This window comes from Companilactobacillus paralimentarius (genome assembly GCF_963227125.1).
Classification (GTDB): Bacteria; Bacillota; Bacilli; order Lactobacillales; family Lactobacillaceae; genus Companilactobacillus; species Companilactobacillus paralimentarius.
In genome coordinates, this window is sequence record NZ_OY724131.1 from 462,905 (window position 1) to 482,700 (window position 19,796).

Below are 19,796 nucleotides of genomic sequence, written 5' to 3' on the forward strand. Positions count from 1 at the left end.
TTTAAATTTGCCATTGAAAAAACAGTGGTTATTAATTGTAGAATTTGTCAGAGCTAACTAGAATTAAATTTGATTATTAGATATATTATATTTACACAGCGTAATTATAATTTATACTTTATAAATTATAAGCAGGAGGCAAGTTTTGACTTCACGTACTTTGTCGAAAGAAAAAATTGTTGCAGCAGCGGTTCAAATTATAAATAATCAAGAATCCCTGACTTTTACTAGATTAAGTAAGTTGTTAGGGACACGTTCGCAGGCTATCTATAATTATTTTCCAGATGTAATGGCGATTAAAGGTGCTGTAGCGGCTGATTTTTATAATCAATTGTCACAAAGATTGCGAGTGGATCTCTTAGGAATGTCTGGTAAGGACGCAATAAAGGCCTTTGCAAATGTCAGTGTTCAATTTTCTTTGAGTCATTTTTTAGTAGTTCAAAAAATTTTAAGTATTCCTGCGAATGATGTTGACGATAAAATTTCAGATGATGGTTTTCCGGTTATTCTCGAAATTTTAAATAAATTATTGAATTCTCTCATTGAGGACCAAAAAGTACAACTAATAATTTCTAGAATGTTGCGAGATTTGATTGTTGGAGAAATTATTCACATAGGAAATAGTCAATTTGACAATAAGCTTGTAGCGGCGCGTGATAGCTTTGATAAGATGTTGGACATAACGTTACTTTCACTTTAAAAGCACAGTATATTGTGCATGTAGTCTTACATGTATAATGTATTTTTAGTGCTGTGCATTTTTTTGATATTTTAATGATGTTAGAAAAAACATCGTTATGGAGGGAGTGCAAATGCGCAGCAAATTAAATTATGATATGTTACATCCGACGTATAAAGCCTTATATGACATAGTTGGAGAAGATAACTTATTGAAGATATATGAGCTATTTAGGGGGGACGCAGTTACAGTTGCCTATGAAAATGTATGATCGAGTTGCTTTGAAAGAGGCTATTGGTGAAGGCAAATTAGATAATATGACGAACCAGGAAATATCTTTAGAATTCGGTTATTCGCCACGTTGGATCAAGAGTATCAGAGAAAAAAAAAGTAAGAAAATGTAAAAAATTCCACTAATTCAAAATGAGTTAGTGGAATTTTTTTATTGATTATAAATATTTTCTAAACCTTCGATGTCTCCTTTAGATAAAGTTGTGACACCTTGATCAATAGGATACATGATTGAATTGGTATCTGAACTATGAGCTAAACCTAAAGCATGACCTAATTCATGAAGTGCGACTGATTCTTTAACAGATAAATTAGGATAATCCAGATTCAAGCCGGCTTGACCGCTATTGATAGCATAGTGATTGATCACTAATGCTGAAGGGCCACCGTTTCCTAATTCAACAGTGTTAGAAGCAATATTTTCTATTTTTTTGTGATAAATGAAAAAGGTAATACTATTTTTATTAGTTTCAGCACTTCCGGGGATTAAACGAACAATACCAGTATCGTTATAAGTATTAACAGCGGTAGTAAATACATCACGAACTGATTGAGGAACATTCTTTTTAAAGTGAAAGTAGTAAGTATCAGAAGTTGTCACATTTTTTAAAGGACTTTCGATAGGAGTGGTAGTTTTGCCGACTTGTTTATTATCGGTGGTTTTGGTCTTGCCACTTAATTTACGATCGACAGATGCCTGTAAGGAATAAAGATAAGGTTGAAGTTTAATATTAGTTTCATGAACTTGTTCCTTAACTTGTGAGATCAGTTTAGGATTCTTAGTGATTACTAATACGACTGAGGCTAAGATCAATAGCCATATCCATGATTTCCGTTTCATATAAGTAATACTCCTTTAGAATCATTGAAATTTCCTAGTTATGATAAATGTTTCGTGACTAAAAGTCCAATATTGGCCCTTTTTAGACTTGTATAACTTTTATTTCAGATTAGAAAAATATTCTATTTATTACCTTCTTCCTAAATTTATAAAAAAATAGCAGCATCTATTAAGTAATACTCAAGTACATGACATATGTCTCGAATACTTAATGGAAGCTGTTATTTTGGTGTTAAAAAGTTACTTATTTTGTAAACTTTTCCTTTTGGGACTGACCCAAGTTCCAGAACCAAAGCCTAAGATAGTTTTCATGGCCGGAATGAAAGTCATAACGACTGTAATCGGATTGACCATCCAATAGAAAAGAATATATAGCGGAGCAAATAAAACGTACTTTAATTTTGCTGCATGATGATCGAGCAATAATGCAGTAATAAGTTGCAGTAGACCAGCGATTATTTCAAAACTGACGAAGATAAAAGAAATTGAGAAAGCATGGTAGATCCGTTCATAATTTCCATGAACAGCAAACCAGATCATTAAGAAAATGAAGGCAAATGAGGTTATTACAAAGAAGAATGACCAAATGATCGACAGAGTTGAGTCCAGAAACATCGACATTTGATAGCGCCTTTTAATAGGATGAAGAATAAACTTTTTTAAATTAGTTAACCAAACTTCTGTGCCACCTTGGGCCCACCGTTTACGCTGTTTGTAGAGATCATGGATTGTTTCAGGAACGTTCATGTGAAAAACTATATTGGGGGCAAATCTCGGTACAGCACCGATAGTTTGATGATCCCAGGCAATGCTGATATCTTCAGTGGCACGGTTTTGGCGAAAACCACCAACATCAATGAGAAAGTCCTTTTTGTATAGAGTATTGGCTCCACTGTATGCGTACATTGAATCATTAATAGAACTTTGGCTTCGTTTGATGACACCAACGATACTGGAAAATTCAACCGTCTGTGATTTACCCAAAAGAGATGTCCGATTTTGAACGTCCATATTGGCAGTAACCGCGGAAGTGTTCATATCTTGTGCATGAATAAAAAAGTTCATATATTTCATTAAAGCATCTGGTTCAGGAATTGTATCGGCATCATTACTTAAAATATATTCACCCTTGGCAAAGTGCATTCCAATGTTGAAAGCATGTGCTTTACCTTTATTTTTGATGATATTGATTGTGCGTAAACGAGAGTATTTTTCCTGAAGACGCTGAATTATTTCTGTGGTCTTATCGGTAGAGCCATCGTTCATAACTAAAATTTCGTAATTAGTGTAATTTAAATTTTCAAAAAGATAAGTAATTGTTTCTTCAATCATGACTTCCTCATTGTGAGCAGGAATCATTATAGTTATCATTGGTTGTTTATTAGGAGGAATAATTGTCCAGGTATTGTCTTCCTTATCTGTTTTGATGAAACGGTAAGAATTGCCCCAAAGAACCACAAGAATGAGCCAGTAATAGGGTAGAGACAAAGGATTAGAAGACAGATATTTAGAATCGTTCCTAAAGTTGTGGATTCAAACAAATGATCAATAAATATGTTGTACATGCTGTTCTCCTAATCTAAATCGTTAATATGATGTTCATCATATAACTTATGTATTTCATCGGTATCGAGATTCTGTTCAGGTTGGACGTTATATGTTCGTACGTTTTCACGGAATTCTTTGTCGCCGAAACGCTTGTCAATAAATGTATCAATTGTGTTTTCACGCTTTTTTTGATTAATAGGATTAAAGGTAGGCCATTGTTGAACCAGCCTTTGACGTTTTCGATTCTGGATAATAGTCATGCTGATTGAAAAGATTCCTGACATGACAAAAGCGAAAAGTAAAATAACACCGATAAATTTTATTTCTAAGATTCCTTCTGGATAGGACCAAATGTGAGGGATTTTAGGATTTAAACTAGCCCAGAAAGAAGTAACCGTTATAACGATTGGAATAATGACTGCTAACCATCCAATTAGACTCATTAAAGTTTGGCGAATTTTTAATAACCAATGGCCCTTTTCAAAGTATTCATCAGTATATAATTGTTGTTTATTTTTTTGTTTTTTGGACATCATTTTTTACTCGTATTTTCTTGGGGGTTTCAGGATGACCAAAGAGGTATCCTTGTCGGGTCTTGATTTTTAAGAGTTTTGCCAAATCTTCATCATCCTTATTTTCAATTCCCATTAAAATTAATTCGATATTGTTTTCTTTAGAGATCTTATTCCATGATTGTAAATTCAAATCTAACCATGCATTTGGATCTTCCTTTCGAAAATTACGCATGGAACATTTGATTGAATCGACAAAAGGTAACATCCATTCAATTTGTTTAAGACTTTTCATTTCGGAACCAACGTTATCGATACTAAATTCCATACCGTACTTTTTGGCGTTTTTAATTCTGCTTTCAAATAAATAATGATTGACATGCTTAGGACCATAAGCGGAAGTGTACTCAATGGAAAGTTGCATAGGTTCGATTTTAGAGATAGCTCAGCGAACGAAATATTGAAAATCTGAACTAATGATTTGATTGTATTCAAGATTAATTGAAAGACGAATTTTTTCAGTAGGTAAGGATTTAAAAGTATCTTCTAAAAGAAAAACGACTCGTTGTAAAGGTAATGAGTCAAGTTGTTCAGGCAGAGACCATGATCCATCAGTATGTTGTTGGCGTAAAAGACATTCATAGCCGATAATCTTTCCGTTAAAATCAACTTGCTTTTGAATGAAATACTTTAAATTAAAATTTTTATTTTCTAAATAGTTATTGCTGGTCTTTCTAGATTTCCAATAATAAATAACAATAGTGATAATAAAAATAACTAGAGTTATTAATGTGAGGCGTAATAAAATCATTTCTAAAAAAGCTAAGTTCACCTTGGCGCCTCCTCTTCTGTATTAAAGACACAAACTATGTAATTATATCTCGTTATGTAGGAGTTTTATATTTAAAATGACAGTAAAAAATGATTTTGATATTCAAAATTAAATTCGAAAAGTATATTATTGTTAATATTTATAAAAATAAATTATGAATAATGATATAGATTATGACATATTTTATATTGGAATATCTATATAAGATAGGCATACCACTATAAAATTATTATCAATACGGCTTCTCATATTGGTAAAACAAGCAAATTAACCAATGTATAGTAGTTGAAATATAAGTTCGTCATTACTCTACAAATTTATTCGCATAAATATTGACTATAAGAAAAGTACTCTATATAATGAAAGCGTACTCAAATAATGGAATTATTTTTAAGAAGGACTGAACGTTATGAATAATCAAATATTGATTTCATTAGCGGATCCTGTTGACGGGAAACTTATACAGCTTTCTCAGGTTAAAGACCCTGTCTTTTCTCAAGGACTAATGGGACAAGGATTTGCTATTGAACCGACAAATGGTGACATCGTTTCACCAGTTACGGGGACGGTAACACTCGTTTCAGAAACTAAACATGCCTTTGGTATCAAAACTCAAGATGGTGCGGATGTCTTGGTCCACTTGGGTATTGATACTGTTGAATTGAAAGGGGAACCTTTCACAGTTTTAATAAATCAGGGTGATCAGATCGAGGCTGGTCAACCGGTTGTTAAAATGGATTTAAAAATGATTGCGGATGCTGGTAAACAGAATACAGTCATTCTAGCAATTACTAACAGTAATGATATTTTAAAGCAATTGTTGACTAGCAATTTTGACCAGAATGTCAAGGCTGGGGCAACCGTAGCTGTTGCTTCTATCGATGAAATTGTCAAAAAGAAGACTAAAATTGGTAGTGGCAAGTATGATCAATTAGCAGCTGATATTGTAGAGAATGTTGGTGGAACTGAAAACATTAATAGTTTGATCCACTGTATTACTAGATTACGTTTTTATTTGAAGGATGATGCTAAAGCTAACGATCAAAAAATAGAAAATATGGATGGCGTCATTAGTGTTGCCAAAGCTGGTGGTCAATATCAAGTTGTTATTGGACAGGCTGTTACTGACGTTTATGACGCCGTTATAGCACAGATTGGTTCAGAATATGCGAACAATTCTGCTACAGCTGAGGCAGTTGCCCAAACTACTAAGGAAGCCAATCACTCTCAGGATATTTGGTCAAAGGTTAAGAGTGGTATCAGTAACTTTATTGGTGTTTTGACAGCTTCAATGATTCCCATCATTGGAATTCTAGCTGGTGCTGGTATTTTAAAGGGAATCTTAGCAGCTTTGACAGGCTTTAGAGTATTATCTACAACTAGTGGTACGTATGTTATTTTAAATGCAGTTGGGGACGCAACTTTTTACTTTTTACCAGTTGTTTTAGGTTTTACTGCAGCCAAAAAGTTGGGTTCAGATCCGATTGTTCTAGCTATTGTTGGTGGAATTATAATTTATCCAAGTCTTGTAACTATGGCAAGTAAAGCTAGTACTGCCAGCACGACCTTCTTAGGTATTCCCACAACGTTGGTTTCGTACACTTCATCAGTTTTTCCAATTATTGTGGCAGCTTGGTTAGGTAAGTATGTGGAAAAATTCTTGAAGAAGATTATTCCACTTTATCTTAGAAGCGTCTTTGTTCCAATCATTGAAGCATTAATTTTAAGTTTAGTAATTATTATTGGTGTCGGACCAATCATTACCGCTTTAAGTAAAGGTCTTTCAAATGGTCTTGTAGCTATTTACAGTTTTAGCCCAACACTTTCGGGATTGGTACTTGGTGGTGTTTATCAAACAATGGTTATCTTTGGACTTCACTGGGGGCTTATTCCTATTATTATCAACGATATTGCTACAAATGGTCACAGTTACATCAATGCTATTGTTTCAATTACAATGGTTGCTCAAGGTGGGGCTGTTCTAGCAGTCTTCTTAAAGACTAAGGATAAGAAACTCAAGGAAGTGTCTTTAGCCGCTGCAATATCAGCATTTTGCGGTGTAACTGAACCAGCTCTATACGGTGTCAATTTGAAATATAAACGAATCTTTGTAGTCGCAAGTATTGCCAGTGCTCTAGGTGGTGCTTTGACCGGATTCTTGAAAGTTAATAATTATGCCTTATCAGGTTCTTTAATTGGATTCCCAGCCTTTATCACGCCAGGTGTTGGTATCGGTAGTAATTTCTATGGATATTTGATTTCACATTATGGTACGCTTGTAATCTCAGTCGCATTAGTTTATCTATTTGGTTTTACCGACAAAATGTTGGCAAAGAAAGCCGATCCGATGAATTTAAATGTAAAAATGGCTTAATAAGTTAAGGAAGAACGTGAAGATATGGAGACGAAACAATATAATCTCACTATCTCTGATCACGATTTTAAGGTTAAAGGATATTGGCTTGATCAAGTCGATGACTTTGGTCAAGACGTTGATTATCCGATAGTGATTATTTGCCCAGGTGGTGGTTTTACCTTCCATTCACAAAGGGAAGAAGAACCAATAGCTTTAAGATTTAATTCGTATGGCATGCATGCGGTAGTTTTGGAATATCAATTAATTGGTAATGAACCAGTTTATCCAAGAGCCTTAGAAGAAATGTCTAAGACCATTGACTGGATTACTGAGCAAGCAGAAGCACGTCACACCGATAAAGACAAAATAATTCTAGCTGGATTTTCAGCAGGAGGAAATGTTGTGGCAGCTTATAACGGCGTTGCAACAAATTTCAAATTGCGTCAAAAGTATCACTTGGATCAGTATCAAGGACAACATGCAGCCGTTATTTTAGGTTACCCAGTCATTGATATGACGGTAAAAGGTAGTTTTCCCAATGATGATAAGGTACTCAATCAAATCACAGCAGATAAAAGTTTGTGGAAAGCTCAGGAACTAGTGAATTCACAATCCAAGCCGGCGTTTGTTTGGCAGACGCAGACTGATGAATTGGTAAAAGTTGTCAATACAATCAAGTATGTCGATCGATTGAATGAATTGAATATTCCTGTTGAATATCATCTTTTTGGTTCCGGAATTCATGGGTTGGCCTTTGGGACGTACGTGACTCAAAAACCAGGTAAAAAGAAATACTTGAACTCTTGGACAGCTAAATGGATTGAATTAGCCTTTAACTGGCTCCAGATGATGAAATTCCTAGGTTAAATATAAGTTAATATCATAACTGATATCAAGTAGTGTCGGTTATGATATTTTTTTAAAGTTTTTTTGACAATTTTTAAGAAAGGGCTTACATTAATAACCGTTAAGAAAATAATTAGACATGTAACTGGTAAAGCAGGCAGGATCTAAAAGAATCAGAGTAAAATCTGAATTTTTTAGGTGCTGTCTTTTTTCGTGTCTGAGAGGAGTGAACGTAATGGCTATACAAGATAGTGCGAGTCAAATCGTTAAATATGTTGGTGGAAAAGATAATATCAATACTTTGATCCACTGTTCCACAAGATTGAGATTTACCTTGAACGATTTTGATAAGGCAGATTTAGATAAAATTAAAAGTGTCCAAGGCGTGTTGGGAGCGGTTATCGCTGGTGGTCAATGTCAGGTTATCATTGGTAACGATGTTGTAGAGATGTTTGATGCTGTTCAAGATGTATTGGGAAAAGGTTTTAAGGGTAATGCTTCAGCAAACAAACCTAAACAGTCAATTGGACATGTTGTATTAGATTTCATTATTGGTGTGTTTCAACCATTGGTTCCAGCAATTGCTGGTGGTGGTATTTTAAAATCCCTACTTATGTTGATTTCAATGTTCGGGTGGATTAGCGATAAAAGTCAAACTTACCAAATATTGAATTTAATAGGTGGAGCACCACTTTATTTGTTGCCATTGTTAGTTGCTGTTACAGCGGCTCAAAAATTAAATGTTAATCCCTTAGTTGCTTTATCCATTGTTGGAGTATTGATTTTACCAGATATTACAACGATGTTAACTAAAGGTACAGAGCTATTTGGAATGCACGTTTTGAATGTTACTTATAGTTCACAAGTATTTCCTGCAATTTTAAGTGTTCTTCTATACGCAATTATGGAGAAATTCTTTACTAAGTATTCTCCAAAACCAATTAGAATTTTCTTCGTACCAATGATGGCAATGTTGATTACTGCTCCGATTACACTGCTCTTCTTAGGACCTTTGGGCTATGTTGTTGGTCAATATTTTGTAAATATTATTTTGTTTATTAATACACATCTTGGGTGGGTTGCCACAGCTCTATTGGCAGGCGTTCTTCCATTCATGGTTGCTACAGGAATGCATAAGCCAATGATTCCATACGTTGTTACGACTTTTAGTTCAGTCGGTAAAGAAGCACTTTATCTACCAGCTTCATTAGCACATAATATTTCTGAGAGCGGTACATGTTTTGCCGTTGCCTTGAGAACAAAAGATTCAACACTTAGATCTACAGCTATTTCGGCTGGTATATCAGCATTATTTGGTATTACAGAACCTGCTTTATATGGTGTTACTCTCCAACACAAACGTGCTTTAACTAGTGTAATTATCGGTAGTGTCGTTGGTGGTGCTTATGTTGGTATTGTTGGCCTAGCTGGATTTACTATTGTTGGACCTGGTCTAGCCAGCTTGCCAATGTTTGTCGATAAAAGTAATCCAATGAATATTGTTAATGCAATTATTGGATTTGGAATTTCCTTTGCAGTTTCATTTGTTGCTGGCTTATTCTTATGGAGGAATGAAGTATCAACTGATGAAAGTAACGAAAACACTAAATCTAACGAAAATGTTTCAGAAGAATTAGATGCTCCGGTTACTGGTAAAGTAGTAGCTTTGTCAGAAGTTCCAGATGATGTATTTTCACAAGGTTTGTTAGGTAAGGGAATTGCTGTTGTGCCAAGTGAAGGTAAACTCTATGCTCCTGCAGATGGTACTGTAGAAATGATTTTTGATACTAAACACGCATTAGGCATGAAGACTAATTCGGGTGCTGAAGTATTATTCCATATTGGTTTGGATACAGTTCAATTAAATGGTAAGTACTTTGATGTTAAAGTGGAGAAAGATCAGGAGATTAAAAAAGGCGATTTGCTGGAAACTTTTGATTTGGAGGCTATCAAGAAAGCGGGATTCAACCCAATTACAATGATGATTGTTACTAATCAAAATGACTATTCAGTCAACGCTGAAATTAAAAATCAAACTGAAGATGAAGAGATTCAACCAGTTATGAATATTGCTAAGTTAGGAGTTTAATAATGGGATTACGAAAAGATTTTTTGTGGGGTGGCGCTATTGCCGCTAATCAAGTTGAAGGTGCTTGGAATGTTGATGGGAAAGGCTTATCAGTTGCTGATGTTGCAATGTACAAGCCTAAAGTAGATGTGAAAGATTACAGTAAGCAAGTTGGTGTCACTTCAGAAAGTATTCAAGAGGCTATAAAGACTGACGATACAACATATTATCCTAAACGTCGTGGAATCGATTTTTATCATCGTTATCCTGAGGACATGAAATTATTCGGAGAATTGGGCTTTAAGACATTGAGAATTTCAATTGCTTGGACAAGAATTTTTCCAACTGGTGAGGAAACTGAACCTAATCAAGAAGGTTTAGATTACTACAAAGATGTCTTCAAAGAGATGCATAAGAATAATATTGAACCTTTAGTAACGTTGTCCCACTATGAGATGCCTTTGAATTTGGCTGTTAAATACAATGGTTGGGTCGATCGGCATGTTATTGATATGTTTAGAAGATTTTGTGACGCCTGCTTTAAGGAGTTTAAAGACGATGTTAAATATTGGCTAACTTTTAATGAAATTGACAGTGTCACACGTCATCCATTCACTTCAGCCGGCATTATTCCTGATAAATCAAATAACTTGTTGCAAGATGAATATCAAGCTTTCCATAATCAATTTGTTGCTTCAGCTCTAGTTACTAAAGATTGTCACGAAATTATTTCTGGAAGCCAAGTAGGGTGCATGTTGACTAAATTGACTGATTATCCTAATTCTTCAGATCCACGTGATGTTTTAGCATCATTTAACAAGAATACGATGAATTATTTCCCTGGGGACGTGCAGGTTTTCGGTGAATATCCAGCCTTAGTTTTGAATTTTTTAAAGAAACATCACATTAAAATTGCAATGGAACCAAACGACTTAGAAATTTTGAAAAATAATACAGTTGATTTTGTATCTTTTAGTTATTATATGTCGATGGTTTCATCTTACGATGAGAATAACCTCGAATTAACCGCTGGCAATACAATTGTCGGTGGTAAGAACCCCCATTTGGAAACGACTGATTGGGGTTGGACCGTTGATCCAGTTGGCTTGAGAATTTCACTTCTACAATTGTATGATAGATATCACAAGCCTCTGTTTATTGTTGAGAATGGTATGGGTGCTAAGGATGTTTTAACGGTTGATAAGAAAGTTCATGATCAGTATCGAATTGACTATTTTAAAGCTCATTTCCGTGAGATGATTAAAGCAGTGGATTCTGGAGTTGATTTGATGGGTTACACCAGTTGGGCCCCAATCGATTTAGTCAGCGCCTCGACTTCACAAATGTCGAAACGTTATGGTTTCATTTACGTAGATGAGGATGACTTAGGTAAGGGAACCTTGAACCGTTACAAGAAAGATTCCTTTAGCTGGTATCAACACGTTATTGCTACAAATGGACAAGATTTAGGTTAAAAACAAGGAGGCGGGATATGGATGAAAATTAAGAAAGTTTTGAATTCAAGCGTTGTTTTAGCTGTAAACGATCAGAACCAGGAATTTATTCTCTTAGGCAAGGGCATAGGTTATGGTAAAAAAGCTGGAACAACTCTGGAAAGTAATTCTTACAATCAAGTTTTCGTACCAGTCAGCAATGGCAACGTCGAACAACTTTTGACATCAATTGCTCAATCGTCTCCGAAATTAATTGAGATTGCCCAAAAAATCATTAATTATGCTACTGACAGTTTGAATACAAAATTAAGCGACGCACTCTACGTTTCCTTGCTAGATCATCTAAAATTTGCTTTGGAACGTGAAGAATATGGAATCGTTATAACGAATAAAGTCTATTGGGAAATTAAGACTTATTATTCTAAAGAATTTTCCGTGGGAACATATGCTGTGAAACTGCTGAATCAAGAAATGGGAACTAAGTTCTCAGATCAAGAGGCATCTAATATTGCCGCTCATATCATTAATGCAGAGAATGGTAGTGATGATCGTCGGGATGCATTGAAAGCTAGTCAAATTATTGGGCGAATTATTAATATTATTAAATATCAATTTCAAGGTGGAATTAACGATTCGGCACCCAATTTTCAGCGTTGCGTCGTACATATTAAATTTTTGGTAGAACGAATAATAGCTGATAATATGTTTGAAAACGCTGATCCAGCGATATTTGCTATCGTTAAAAGTAAGGATGAACAGGCATTTCAAATAGCTCAAAAAGTTTCAGATTACATAAAAATCAAATTTGGTGAACCGTTAACAGATGAAGAATTAATGTTGATGACGATGCAGATTCAGAGAATAGACAAGTAAAAAAGACTACTTCAAATGAAGTAGTCTTTTTGAGCTTTTAAGAAATTGTAGCTGCCAATGCTGCACCAGTTCGAGAGTTTTTGTCGTTTAAGCTAGCTTTAGGATGGCCTTCAAAACAAATTTGACCGCCGAATTTACCAGCATCGGGACCCATGTCGACTAACCAGTCTGCTTGTGAGATTAGTTTTAAATTGTGCTCGATCAAAATTAAAGTATTACCCTTGTCAACTAATCCTTCGAACAAATCAATCAAACGTTGAGTATCTTGTAGATGTAGTCCCGTAGTTGGTTCATCTAAGAAATAGATTCGCCCAGTGTGGTTCAATTCCATCGCCAACTTAACCCGTTGTACTTCACCACCAGATAAAGTGGTCATTGATTGACTAAGGTTTAAATAGCCAAGCCCAACTTGGTGGAGTAGACTAACTTTCTTGTAGATATCTGGTACATCCTTGAAAAAGTTGAGTGTGTCGTTGATAGAAAGATTGAGAACTTCAGAAATATCTTTGCCATGATAAGTGTATTGCAGTGCCTCTTGGCTGTAGCGTTTACCGTGACACAACTCGCATTCCTGAACGATTGGATCCATGAATGCCATCTCGGTAATCATTACACCTTTACCTTTACAACGAGGACAGGCTCCCTTACCGTTATAACTAAATAATTGTGTTGAAACGCCGTTATTGGCTTTACTAAAAAGTTTTCGTAGAGGATTTAAAATATTCAAGTAAGTCGCGGGTGTTGAACGAATATTCAAACCTACGGAATCCTGACTCAAATCAATATAGTCTTGATCAGAAACTTGTTGTTTGAAGGCTTGGACTAAAGTACTTTTTCCAGAACCTGCTGGTCCAGATATCACTGTCATTACACCTTGAGGGATTCTGGCAGATACGTCTTTTAAATTATGAGAAGTTACATGATTAACATTTAGCCAAGATTGAGGTTCACGAGGTTTCGGAAAAGTGATTTTTTCTCGCAACATTTTGCCCGTAATCGTATCTGACTGTAATAGTTCGTCGTAGGTACCAGTAAAAGTCACTTGACCACCGTTTTTGCCAGCCTGTGGTCCCATTTCGACGACATAATCTGCCGTCGAAATAATGGCAGGGTTGTGATCAACTAGGATAATTGTATTGCCATGTTCCTTGAGCTTTTTTAAGGATTGGGTAATTAATTTAATATCGTGAGGATGGAGTCCTACACTTGGTTCATCGAGTACATAAACTAAATCAGACAGGGAACTCGTCAAATATTTGGCAATTTTAATTCGTTGAGCTTCTCCACCAGATAAAGTATCAGTTCCACGGCCAAGGGAAAGATAGCCTAAACCGATGTCGACTAAAGCTTGAATTTTACTACGCAGTTCACGTACCATTGTTTTAGCTTTGGAATCCGAGATATTATCCAAAAATTTTAGGACACTTACTAAATCCATATCGCTGACTTCTGCAATATTTTTGCCAGCAATTTTACTAGTTAGAGCCTTTTTGTTCAGACGGGTTCCATGACAGACTGGACAAGGTTTACGAGTAACAATCTTTGATAAAGCAGCTTCATGATGACGACCAGAAGCACTGTGAATAACGGAACGAAGCATACGTGGAACCAGTCCTTCATATAATGCCGTACGTCCCCATTCAGCTGGTGGATTTTTTAACTTTTGTTGCGGAGCGTGCATGAATAAGTCATATTCTTCATCAGTGTAGTCTTTAATTTTTTTATCTAAATCGAATAGGCCACTATTACCATATTCTTTCCAACGCCAAGTTCCAGGTTGAAAGCCGGCAAAAGTCATTGCACCTTCATTGAGTGATTTATTAGGATCAATTAATTGCTTTTCATCTACGTCGTCAACAAAACCTAAACCCTGGCATTTTGGACACATTCCTTGAGGTAAGTTAAAGGAAAACCATTCGGAATAACCAACCCAAGGTTGTCCAATTCGAGAAAACATCAAACGTAAGACAGAATAGATGCCGGTGTAGGTTGCCAAAGTAGATCGAGAATTACGACCAATAGGCTTTTGTTCAACTACGATTGCTACTGGTAAATTGTCGATACGACTGACTTCAGGTTGACCATATTTAGGCAAATATTGTTGAGTGAAGCTAGGAAAAGTTTCGTTCAATTCTCGTCGAGAAACAGCTGCTAGTGTATCAAAAACTAGAGAAGATTTACCAGACCCAGAAAGACCAGCAAAAACAGTCGTTCTATGCTTAGGAATATCCAAACTAACATTCTTTAAATTATTTTCTTGAGCTCCATGGATAGAGATAGTCCCATCTGCAAATAAATCAGTCATAAAAACCTCCAACAGTAAATTTAATAATTCTATTATATAAAAATAGTCCATAAAATATTCAATAGACGATTTTAACTAAGAAAACTTCAACAAAAAATAATCAGGCATCAATGTATTGGCTGTATACATTAATGCCTGATTGTTTTTTATATATTAATGGATTTGATAGTTGCAGCCGGTATTAATTTACTTAGTAACTTTTTGAATTTTTAGAATAAAGGGGTATTTATTCTTATGGTTGTCTGCAACTATCGGAAGTCATGTTACAACGATGACCTCTTCCTTAGTACATTTATATATTACGATGTGGGATTGGTCCCAGGTCAAGTGTAAATTTGGAAAAATTAATAAGCATCGACCCAATGTGGATTTTGATTTTCATAAGGTAAACGATCAGGATTCAATTCGTTATATAAGTAAATAAAAGCGTTATGCGCTTGGTTTCTAAAACAAAGATCAATAGTAGGCATGTTCATCATATGAGCAATTTCACTGTTGTCACTTCCGACTACGAGACAGTCATCAGGAACTTTTTTGCCATTTTTTCGCAAAGTGGAGATAAATTCCGCAGCTACAAAATCAGCGTAAAACATAACAGAAGAAGGCCGGTTTTTAGTAGCCAACCATTTTTTTGCAGCATCTTCACCAGTCCCAGTTTGAGTATGGTAGAACAGCCGAAAATCTTGATTGCTATCAGGATGAGAAGTATTGAAATCATCAATGGCTCTTATTCGGGCTCGTGTATTAGCATTTCTCAAACTAGATAAGACATGTCCAATATTCTTATGACCATTCTTATAAAGGTGATCGATCACATGATAATAGATAGGATAGTGATCGATAAAGTTAGAATAAATATTAGGACGATTGACTCGATGCCAAGTCGATATGGGACCAAATTTTGCATAGGAGCTAATAGTATCCCATGAATTGATTCTAGTGAGAATGAAAACAGCATCTAAAGCGTGAGTTGTCAGTAATCTAAGAGTTTTTAACTCCTTATCTGCGGTTTGGGTGAAATAAACGTTGACGCTGTAGCCATGTTTTGCAGCAATTTTGGTAAATGAATTAAGAAAGTCTCCCACTAAAGGAAAATATTCCTTAGTAAGAAATCCAATCGTATTTGTTCGTTTTTTGCGTAAATTCTTGGCAACTTGATTAGGGATGTAATTCATTTCATGCATTGCATCAAGAATGATTTTGCGTTTAGTTTCACTTACGTAACCGTTGCCACTCACGACTCGAGAGATGGTTGATTTTGATATTCCAGTCTTTTTTGCTAGGTCATAAATAGTAGTCATTAAGTGTCACCTTTCTGTATCTATAAAGATATACTAATCGTTTTCCAGACATTCTGAAGTTAATTTTACCCTGGAAACGTTTACTACGCTAGGTTGGTTGTTTTATTATTTAGCGTTGTTATACTGAATTGTGTTAACCATAAGGAAGGTGAGTATTTATCGTTAGTTGACAGCAGTAATATTTCGGCTATTCGCGAGGGTAGCGTAGCAATGAATTCATAGGAAATCAAAGCGAAGGGAAATATTACTAATGAAGTCTAAAAGGGTTCTCGGATCCATGTTTTTAACCATTGCTTCAATTATTTGGGGAGCAATGTTTGTAGTTGTAAAAATTATTGTGAATGAGGTACATCCAATTCAACTAGTTTGGTTGGAATATCTAATCGCATTAGTATTCTTAATTGGATTTTCAATAATGAAAAAAGAGAAATGGCACATCAATTGGTCAGATTTGAAATTAATTTTTTGGATCGGAATCATTGGAAATACCATTTCGTTAGTTGCTCAAGAAATGGGTACAGGTTTATCAAATGCCCAAACAGGTTCGGTTATCACCTCAACCATTCCGGCATTTATGATTATCTTTGGATGGTTGATTCTCAAAGAAAAATTGGATAAAGTTAAGGTTCTTTCTGTAGTGATTGCTATTCTTGGAGTAGTAATGATTGTCGGTTTGAAGATGTCAGGAACTAATGTTATTTTAGGAGTTTTGCTCCTAGTTCTTGATTCAATCGCTTGGGCCTTGATGTCAGTCTTAGTTAAAAAAGTTAAAACTTACAGTTCTTTACAAATTACTATTATGTCAACCGTAGTAGCAGTCGTTGCTCTGACACCATTTATTTTGAGTGATATGTCATCACTTACAAGTATTAACTTTGCTGACCCAACAATTATTCTTAGTTTACTTTACATCGGTGCGGTTTCAACAGCTGTAGCCTATGTAATGTGGAATCGTGGCCTCCAAATCGTCAGTGCCGGTTCATCTGGTTTGTTCTACTTGATTCAACCAATTGTGGGTTCATTTTTAGGTTGGTTGTTGCTCGGTGAACAGATTTCAGTTGGCTTTATCATTGGTTCAGCCATGATTTTAGCTAGTGTTTGGATCTCAGTTAAATTTGATGGATCGTCATCGAATGAGACTCGTTTAGAGAGAACACGACCCGCAAAAATGAACGCAAAATTAAAATTGAATAATAATTAATAAGGTAAATCCAGAATGGATTTGCCTTTTTTAGTGATATAATGTTTGAATTGCAAAAAAGAAGGTGTAAAAATGATTTATTCACCATTAAATGAATGTGATGTTCCAGCTATCCGTTAATCAACGGAAGGAAATATTATGAATTCAAAAAAGATTTTAGGATCAATTTTACTTAGTTTATCTGCCTGTATCTGGGGTGGAATGTTTGTTGTGGTAAAGGATGTAGTTAGTGTTGTTCATCCATTACAATTAGTTTGGTTGAGGTATTTAGTAGCAATAATATTTTTAATATTATTTTCTATTTTAAAAAGAGAAAAATGGAGCATTCATAAAAAAGACATAGGATTAATCATTGCAATAGGATTGATTGGAAATGCTATCTCAATAGTTTCCCAAGAAACTGGTACTTGGTTATCCAGTGCTCAAACCGGAGCAGTAATTACTTCAGCGACTCCATCGTTTATGGTGATTTTTGCTTGGCTGATTTTTAAGGAAAAAATAACTCGTGTTAAAGTTGTATCTTTAGTGATGGCGACAATCGGTGTAGTCATGATTGTTGGAATTCATTTGGAAGGTAATAATATTTTACTGGGAGTATTATCATTAATTATTGCAGCCTTAACATGGGCCTTAATGTCAGTCCTGATACAAAAAGTTAATCATTACAGCTCACTGCAGATTACAATCATGTCAACAGTTGTCGCAATTATTTGCCTGACACCAGTAATATTTACGAATACTGCAAGTTTAGTAAACATTGATTTCTTAGAACCTAAAATAATTCTCAGTTTGTTGTATTTAGGAGTTATTTCGACAGCATTGGCTTTTGTTATGTGGAATAGAGGATTAACTTTGGTTAATTCAAGTTCCTCGGGATTATTTTTCTTATTGCAACCAATTGTTGGAACTTTGCTAGGTTGGTTATTTTTGAAAGAATCAGTTTCATTTGGATTCTTTCTTGGAACAATACTGATTGTTGGTAGCGTCTGGATTTCAGTTAAATTTGAGAGTAATTAATAATTAGAAGGGTAAATCCAAAATGGATTTGCCTTTTTTTATATTTTCAGTTTCAACAGAGTCTGAAAATGCTATAATTTTTTACAAAAATAAGATTTCAAAAGAATTTATTTAATTATAAATTTCGTTCCGGAGAGACCAATAGCTAAAAGGACTAAGCATTATGAATTCTAACAAAGTATTAGGTTCTATTCTTTTAGGAGTCGCTGCCAGCATTTGGGGTGGGACTTTCGTTGCAGTGAAAATGGTAGTGGGACAGATTCATCCACTCCAATTGGTTTGGCTAAGATATTTAGTCGCATTAATCTTTTTAGTCGGTTTCTCATTGATTAAGCGAGAAAAGTGGCATTTGAAAAGGAAAGATTTGAAATGGTTCATCTTGTCAGGTTTGACAGGGTACGCTCTTTCATTAGTGGCCCAAGAAACCGGAACGTGGTTTTCCAGCGCTCAAACAGGAGCCGTGGTAACTTCCTCGACCCCAACCTTTATGGTGATTTTCGCTTGGTTAATTTTAAAGGAAAAATTAGATCGCGTTAAAGTCATTTCTTTGGTGATGGCAACACTTGGGGTAGTGATGATCGTCGGTATCCATTTGACCGGAAAACATATTTTAATTGGCGTTTTATTCTTGGTATTAGCTGCATTAAGTTGGTCATTCATGTCCGTCATGATTAAATTGTTGTCGGACTATTCAGCTTTACAGATAACGATTGTCTCAACCATCGTCGCTATGATTTGTTTAACACCATTTGTGATGGGAGATTTGGCATCATTATCAAACGTTAATTTCTTCAACCCTAAAATCATAGCCTGTTTATTCTATGTTGGAGCGTTATCCACAGCCATGGCTTTTGTCATGTGGAATAAAGGTTTAACAATGGTCAGTCCCAGTGTTTCAGGATTGATTTACTTGTTACAACCAATCGTTGGGACCTTGTTAGGTTGGCTGATTTTAGGAGAAGGTCTAACTTGGGGCTTTGCCGCAGGTACAGCTTTGATTTTGACTAGCGTTTGGGTTTCAATAAGATTTGCAAAATGAGTATTAAAAAATCCTATTCCGTGTGAAATAGGATTTTTTTGACCACTTAAACATGTAATTCCTTCTTTAAAGCAGTTGTTAGTAATTCCGAAAAGTTAATGTTGTTCTCTTTTCCCAACTTGTTGAGATAATTTGGAATGGTCAGAGTTTTTTTGATAGTCTTGAAGTCATTTTTACGACGATATTCATCAATATCGACATCAACTAAGGTAACAACGTCGCTATTTTCTGCACTAGGAAGTGTGTAATTTGAATTTGGCACGTCTAAATTGTTATCTTGTTTATCGATAATATTCAAACCGATGTAATCACGAGCCATTTGAATAGCATCATCAATATCTTTGCCTTGAGTCATGCCTTCAATATCAGGAATGCTGACAAAGTAGGGAACTGTTTGATCACTTGTTTTTGAAATTATAATTGGATATACGATTTTCATTTTTAGTCTCCCTCATCATCCAAATGATGTTTTTTTATTATACTTTTTGCTAATAATTCATTGATTTCTCTATGTCTAGGAATCTGTTCTTTTTCAATACCATTTGTCCAAATGTCATGATTATTACCATGACGATATAAGTACCAACCTTTTTTACTTAAAAGCTTGAGCAATCTTTTTTGATTCATTTCAAA

General features: G+C 35.2%; 16 protein-coding genes and 2 pseudogenes. 10 read left to right on the top strand and 8 right to left on the bottom strand.

Annotated features, from left to right (window positions below; genetic code table 11):
* Window positions 1–145 precede the first annotated feature (145 nt).
* Window positions 146–700, top strand: coding sequence for a TetR/AcrR family transcriptional regulator (locus tag ACI6PB_RS02185; RefSeq protein ID WP_025085870.1), 555 nt, complete (start codon window positions 146–148; stop codon window positions 698–700).
* 230 nt (window positions 701–930) lie between these two features.
* Window positions 931–1,083: a hypothetical protein gene (locus ACI6PB_RS02190; protein ID WP_156407835.1), complete on the top strand. Its 153-nt coding sequence runs from the start codon at window positions 931–933 to the stop codon at window positions 1,081–1,083.
* 38 nt (window positions 1,084–1,121) lie between these two features.
* Here the strand turns inward: ACI6PB_RS02190 and ACI6PB_RS02195 are convergent, their stop codons facing one another.
* The 4 genes and pseudogenes from ACI6PB_RS02195 to ACI6PB_RS02210 form a co-directional block, all read right to left on the bottom strand.
* Window positions 1,122–1,811, bottom strand: a complete 690-nt coding sequence (locus tag ACI6PB_RS02195; RefSeq protein WP_025085869.1) for a M57 family metalloprotease — start codon at window positions 1,809–1,811, stop codon at window positions 1,122–1,124.
* 240 nt (window positions 1,812–2,051) lie between these two features.
* Window positions 2,052–3,376, bottom strand: a pseudogene (locus tag ACI6PB_RS02200) (glycosyltransferase family 2 protein).
* Between the two features lie 9 nt (window positions 3,377–3,385).
* Window positions 3,386–3,892 carry a hypothetical protein gene (locus tag ACI6PB_RS02205; RefSeq protein ID WP_404280920.1) on the bottom strand — a complete coding sequence of 169 codons (507 nt, stop codon included), beginning with the start codon at window positions 3,890–3,892 and terminating at the stop codon, window positions 3,386–3,388.
* Window positions 3,870–4,703, bottom strand: a pseudogene (locus ACI6PB_RS02210) (EAL domain-containing protein). The gene ACI6PB_RS02205 and the pseudogene ACI6PB_RS02210 overlap by 23 nt, the downstream one beginning before the upstream one ends.
* Window positions 4,704–5,112: 409 nt before the next feature.
* Between ACI6PB_RS02210 and ACI6PB_RS02215 the strand changes: the two are divergent.
* The 5 genes from ACI6PB_RS02215 (at window position 5,113) to ACI6PB_RS02235 (ending at window position 12,300) form a co-directional block, all read left to right on the top strand.
* On the top strand, window positions 5,113–7,077 hold the full coding sequence (locus ACI6PB_RS02215; RefSeq protein WP_404327695.1) for a glucose PTS transporter subunit IIA: 1,965 nt from the start codon (window positions 5,113–5,115) through the stop codon (window positions 7,075–7,077).
* 24 nt (window positions 7,078–7,101) lie between these two features.
* Window positions 7,102–7,926: an alpha/beta hydrolase gene (locus tag ACI6PB_RS02220; RefSeq protein ID WP_404327696.1), complete on the top strand. Its 825-nt coding sequence runs from the start codon at window positions 7,102–7,104 to the stop codon at window positions 7,924–7,926.
* Window positions 7,927–8,140: 214 nt separating this feature from the next.
* Window positions 8,141–9,994 carry a PTS beta-glucoside transporter subunit IIBCA gene (locus tag ACI6PB_RS02225; RefSeq protein WP_404327698.1) on the top strand — a complete coding sequence of 618 codons (1,854 nt, stop codon included), beginning with the start codon at window positions 8,141–8,143 and terminating at the stop codon, window positions 9,992–9,994.
* Window positions 9,995–9,996: 2 nt separating this feature from the next.
* Window positions 9,997–11,448 carry a glycoside hydrolase family 1 protein gene (locus tag ACI6PB_RS02230; protein WP_025085339.1) on the top strand — a complete coding sequence of 484 codons (1,452 nt, stop codon included), beginning with the start codon at window positions 9,997–9,999 and terminating at the stop codon, window positions 11,446–11,448.
* 21 nt (window positions 11,449–11,469) lie between these two features.
* Window positions 11,470–12,300, top strand: a complete 831-nt coding sequence (locus ACI6PB_RS02235) for a PRD domain-containing protein (RefSeq protein ID WP_404327699.1) — start codon at window positions 11,470–11,472, stop codon at window positions 12,298–12,300.
* 37 nt (window positions 12,301–12,337) lie between these two features.
* Here the strand turns inward: ACI6PB_RS02235 and ACI6PB_RS02240 are convergent, their stop codons facing one another.
* Both ACI6PB_RS02240 and ACI6PB_RS02245 read right to left on the bottom strand, forming a co-directional pair.
* Complete coding sequence (locus tag ACI6PB_RS02240; RefSeq protein ID WP_404327700.1) at window positions 12,338–14,605, bottom strand: ATP-binding cassette domain-containing protein; 2,268 nt, start codon at window positions 14,603–14,605, stop codon at window positions 12,338–12,340.
* Window positions 14,606–14,949: 344 nt separating this feature from the next.
* Window positions 14,950–15,906 (bottom strand): LacI family DNA-binding transcriptional regulator, encoded by a 957-nt coding sequence (locus ACI6PB_RS02245; protein WP_309510461.1) that lies wholly within the window; start codon window positions 15,904–15,906, stop codon window positions 14,950–14,952.
* A 250-nt stretch (window positions 15,907–16,156) separates the two neighbouring features.
* Between ACI6PB_RS02245 and ACI6PB_RS02250 the strand changes: the two genes are divergently transcribed.
* From ACI6PB_RS02250 to ACI6PB_RS02260, 3 genes are all read left to right on the top strand, one after another.
* Window positions 16,157–17,107 (top strand): DMT family transporter, encoded by a 951-nt coding sequence (locus ACI6PB_RS02250; RefSeq protein ID WP_056955893.1) that lies wholly within the window; start codon window positions 16,157–16,159, stop codon window positions 17,105–17,107.
* 138 nt (window positions 17,108–17,245) lie between these two features.
* Window positions 17,246–18,124 (top strand): DMT family transporter, encoded by an 879-nt coding sequence (locus ACI6PB_RS02255; RefSeq protein ID WP_404327701.1) that lies wholly within the window; start codon window positions 17,246–17,248, stop codon window positions 18,122–18,124.
* Between the two features lie 163 nt (window positions 18,125–18,287).
* Window positions 18,288–19,163 (top strand): DMT family transporter, encoded by an 876-nt coding sequence (locus ACI6PB_RS02260; protein WP_309510459.1) that lies wholly within the window; start codon window positions 18,288–18,290, stop codon window positions 19,161–19,163.
* A 46-nt stretch (window positions 19,164–19,209) separates the two neighbouring features.
* Here the strand turns inward: ACI6PB_RS02260 and ACI6PB_RS02265 are convergent, their stop codons facing one another.
* Together ACI6PB_RS02265 and ACI6PB_RS02270 are read right to left on the bottom strand one after the other, a co-directional pair.
* A complete protein-coding gene (locus tag ACI6PB_RS02265) occupies window positions 19,210–19,602 on the bottom strand; it encodes a type II toxin-antitoxin system HicB family antitoxin (RefSeq protein ID WP_025085344.1) in 393 nt (130 codons plus the stop codon).
* Window positions 19,603–19,604: 2 nt separating this feature from the next.
* Window positions 19,605–19,790, bottom strand: coding sequence for a type II toxin-antitoxin system HicA family toxin (locus ACI6PB_RS02270; protein ID WP_025085345.1), 186 nt, complete (start codon window positions 19,788–19,790; stop codon window positions 19,605–19,607).
* Window positions 19,791–19,796: the final 6 nt, after the last annotated feature.

What these genes read in the sequence shown, in the direction of transcription:
- ACI6PB_RS02195 (WP_025085869.1), bottom strand. Translation starts at nt 1,811, where the DNA reads ATGAAACGGAAATCATGGATATGGCTATTGATCTTAGCCTCAGTCGTA.
- ACI6PB_RS02205 (WP_404280920.1), bottom strand. Translation starts at nt 3,892, where the DNA reads ATGTCCAAAAAACAAAAAAATAAACAACAATTATATACTGATGAATAC.
- ACI6PB_RS02215 (WP_404327695.1), top strand. Translation starts at nt 5,113, where the DNA reads ATGAATAATCAAATATTGATTTCATTAGCGGATCCTGTTGACGGGAAA.
- ACI6PB_RS02220 (WP_404327696.1), top strand. Translation starts at nt 7,102, where the DNA reads ATGGAGACGAAACAATATAATCTCACTATCTCTGATCACGATTTTAAG.
- ACI6PB_RS02225 (WP_404327698.1), top strand. Translation starts at nt 8,141, where the DNA reads ATGGCTATACAAGATAGTGCGAGTCAAATCGTTAAATATGTTGGTGGA.
- ACI6PB_RS02230 (WP_025085339.1), top strand. Translation starts at nt 9,997, where the DNA reads ATGGGATTACGAAAAGATTTTTTGTGGGGTGGCGCTATTGCCGCTAAT.
- ACI6PB_RS02235 (WP_404327699.1), top strand. Translation starts at nt 11,470, where the DNA reads ATGAAAATTAAGAAAGTTTTGAATTCAAGCGTTGTTTTAGCTGTAAAC.
- ACI6PB_RS02240 (WP_404327700.1), bottom strand. Translation starts at nt 14,605, where the DNA reads ATGACTGATTTATTTGCAGATGGGACTATCTCTATCCATGGAGCTCAA.
- ACI6PB_RS02245 (WP_309510461.1), bottom strand. Translation starts at nt 15,906, where the DNA reads ATGACTACTATTTATGACCTAGCAAAAAAGACTGGAATATCAAAATCA.
- ACI6PB_RS02250 (WP_056955893.1), top strand. Translation starts at nt 16,157, where the DNA reads ATGAAGTCTAAAAGGGTTCTCGGATCCATGTTTTTAACCATTGCTTCA.
- ACI6PB_RS02255 (WP_404327701.1), top strand. Translation starts at nt 17,246, where the DNA reads ATGAATTCAAAAAAGATTTTAGGATCAATTTTACTTAGTTTATCTGCC.
- ACI6PB_RS02260 (WP_309510459.1), top strand. Translation starts at nt 18,288, where the DNA reads ATGAATTCTAACAAAGTATTAGGTTCTATTCTTTTAGGAGTCGCTGCC.
- ACI6PB_RS02265 (WP_025085344.1), bottom strand. Translation starts at nt 19,602, where the DNA reads ATGAAAATCGTATATCCAATTATAATTTCAAAAACAAGTGATCAAACA.
- ACI6PB_RS02270 (WP_025085345.1), bottom strand. Translation starts at nt 19,790, where the DNA reads ATGAATCAAAAAAGATTGCTCAAGCTTTTAAGTAAAAAAGGTTGGTAC.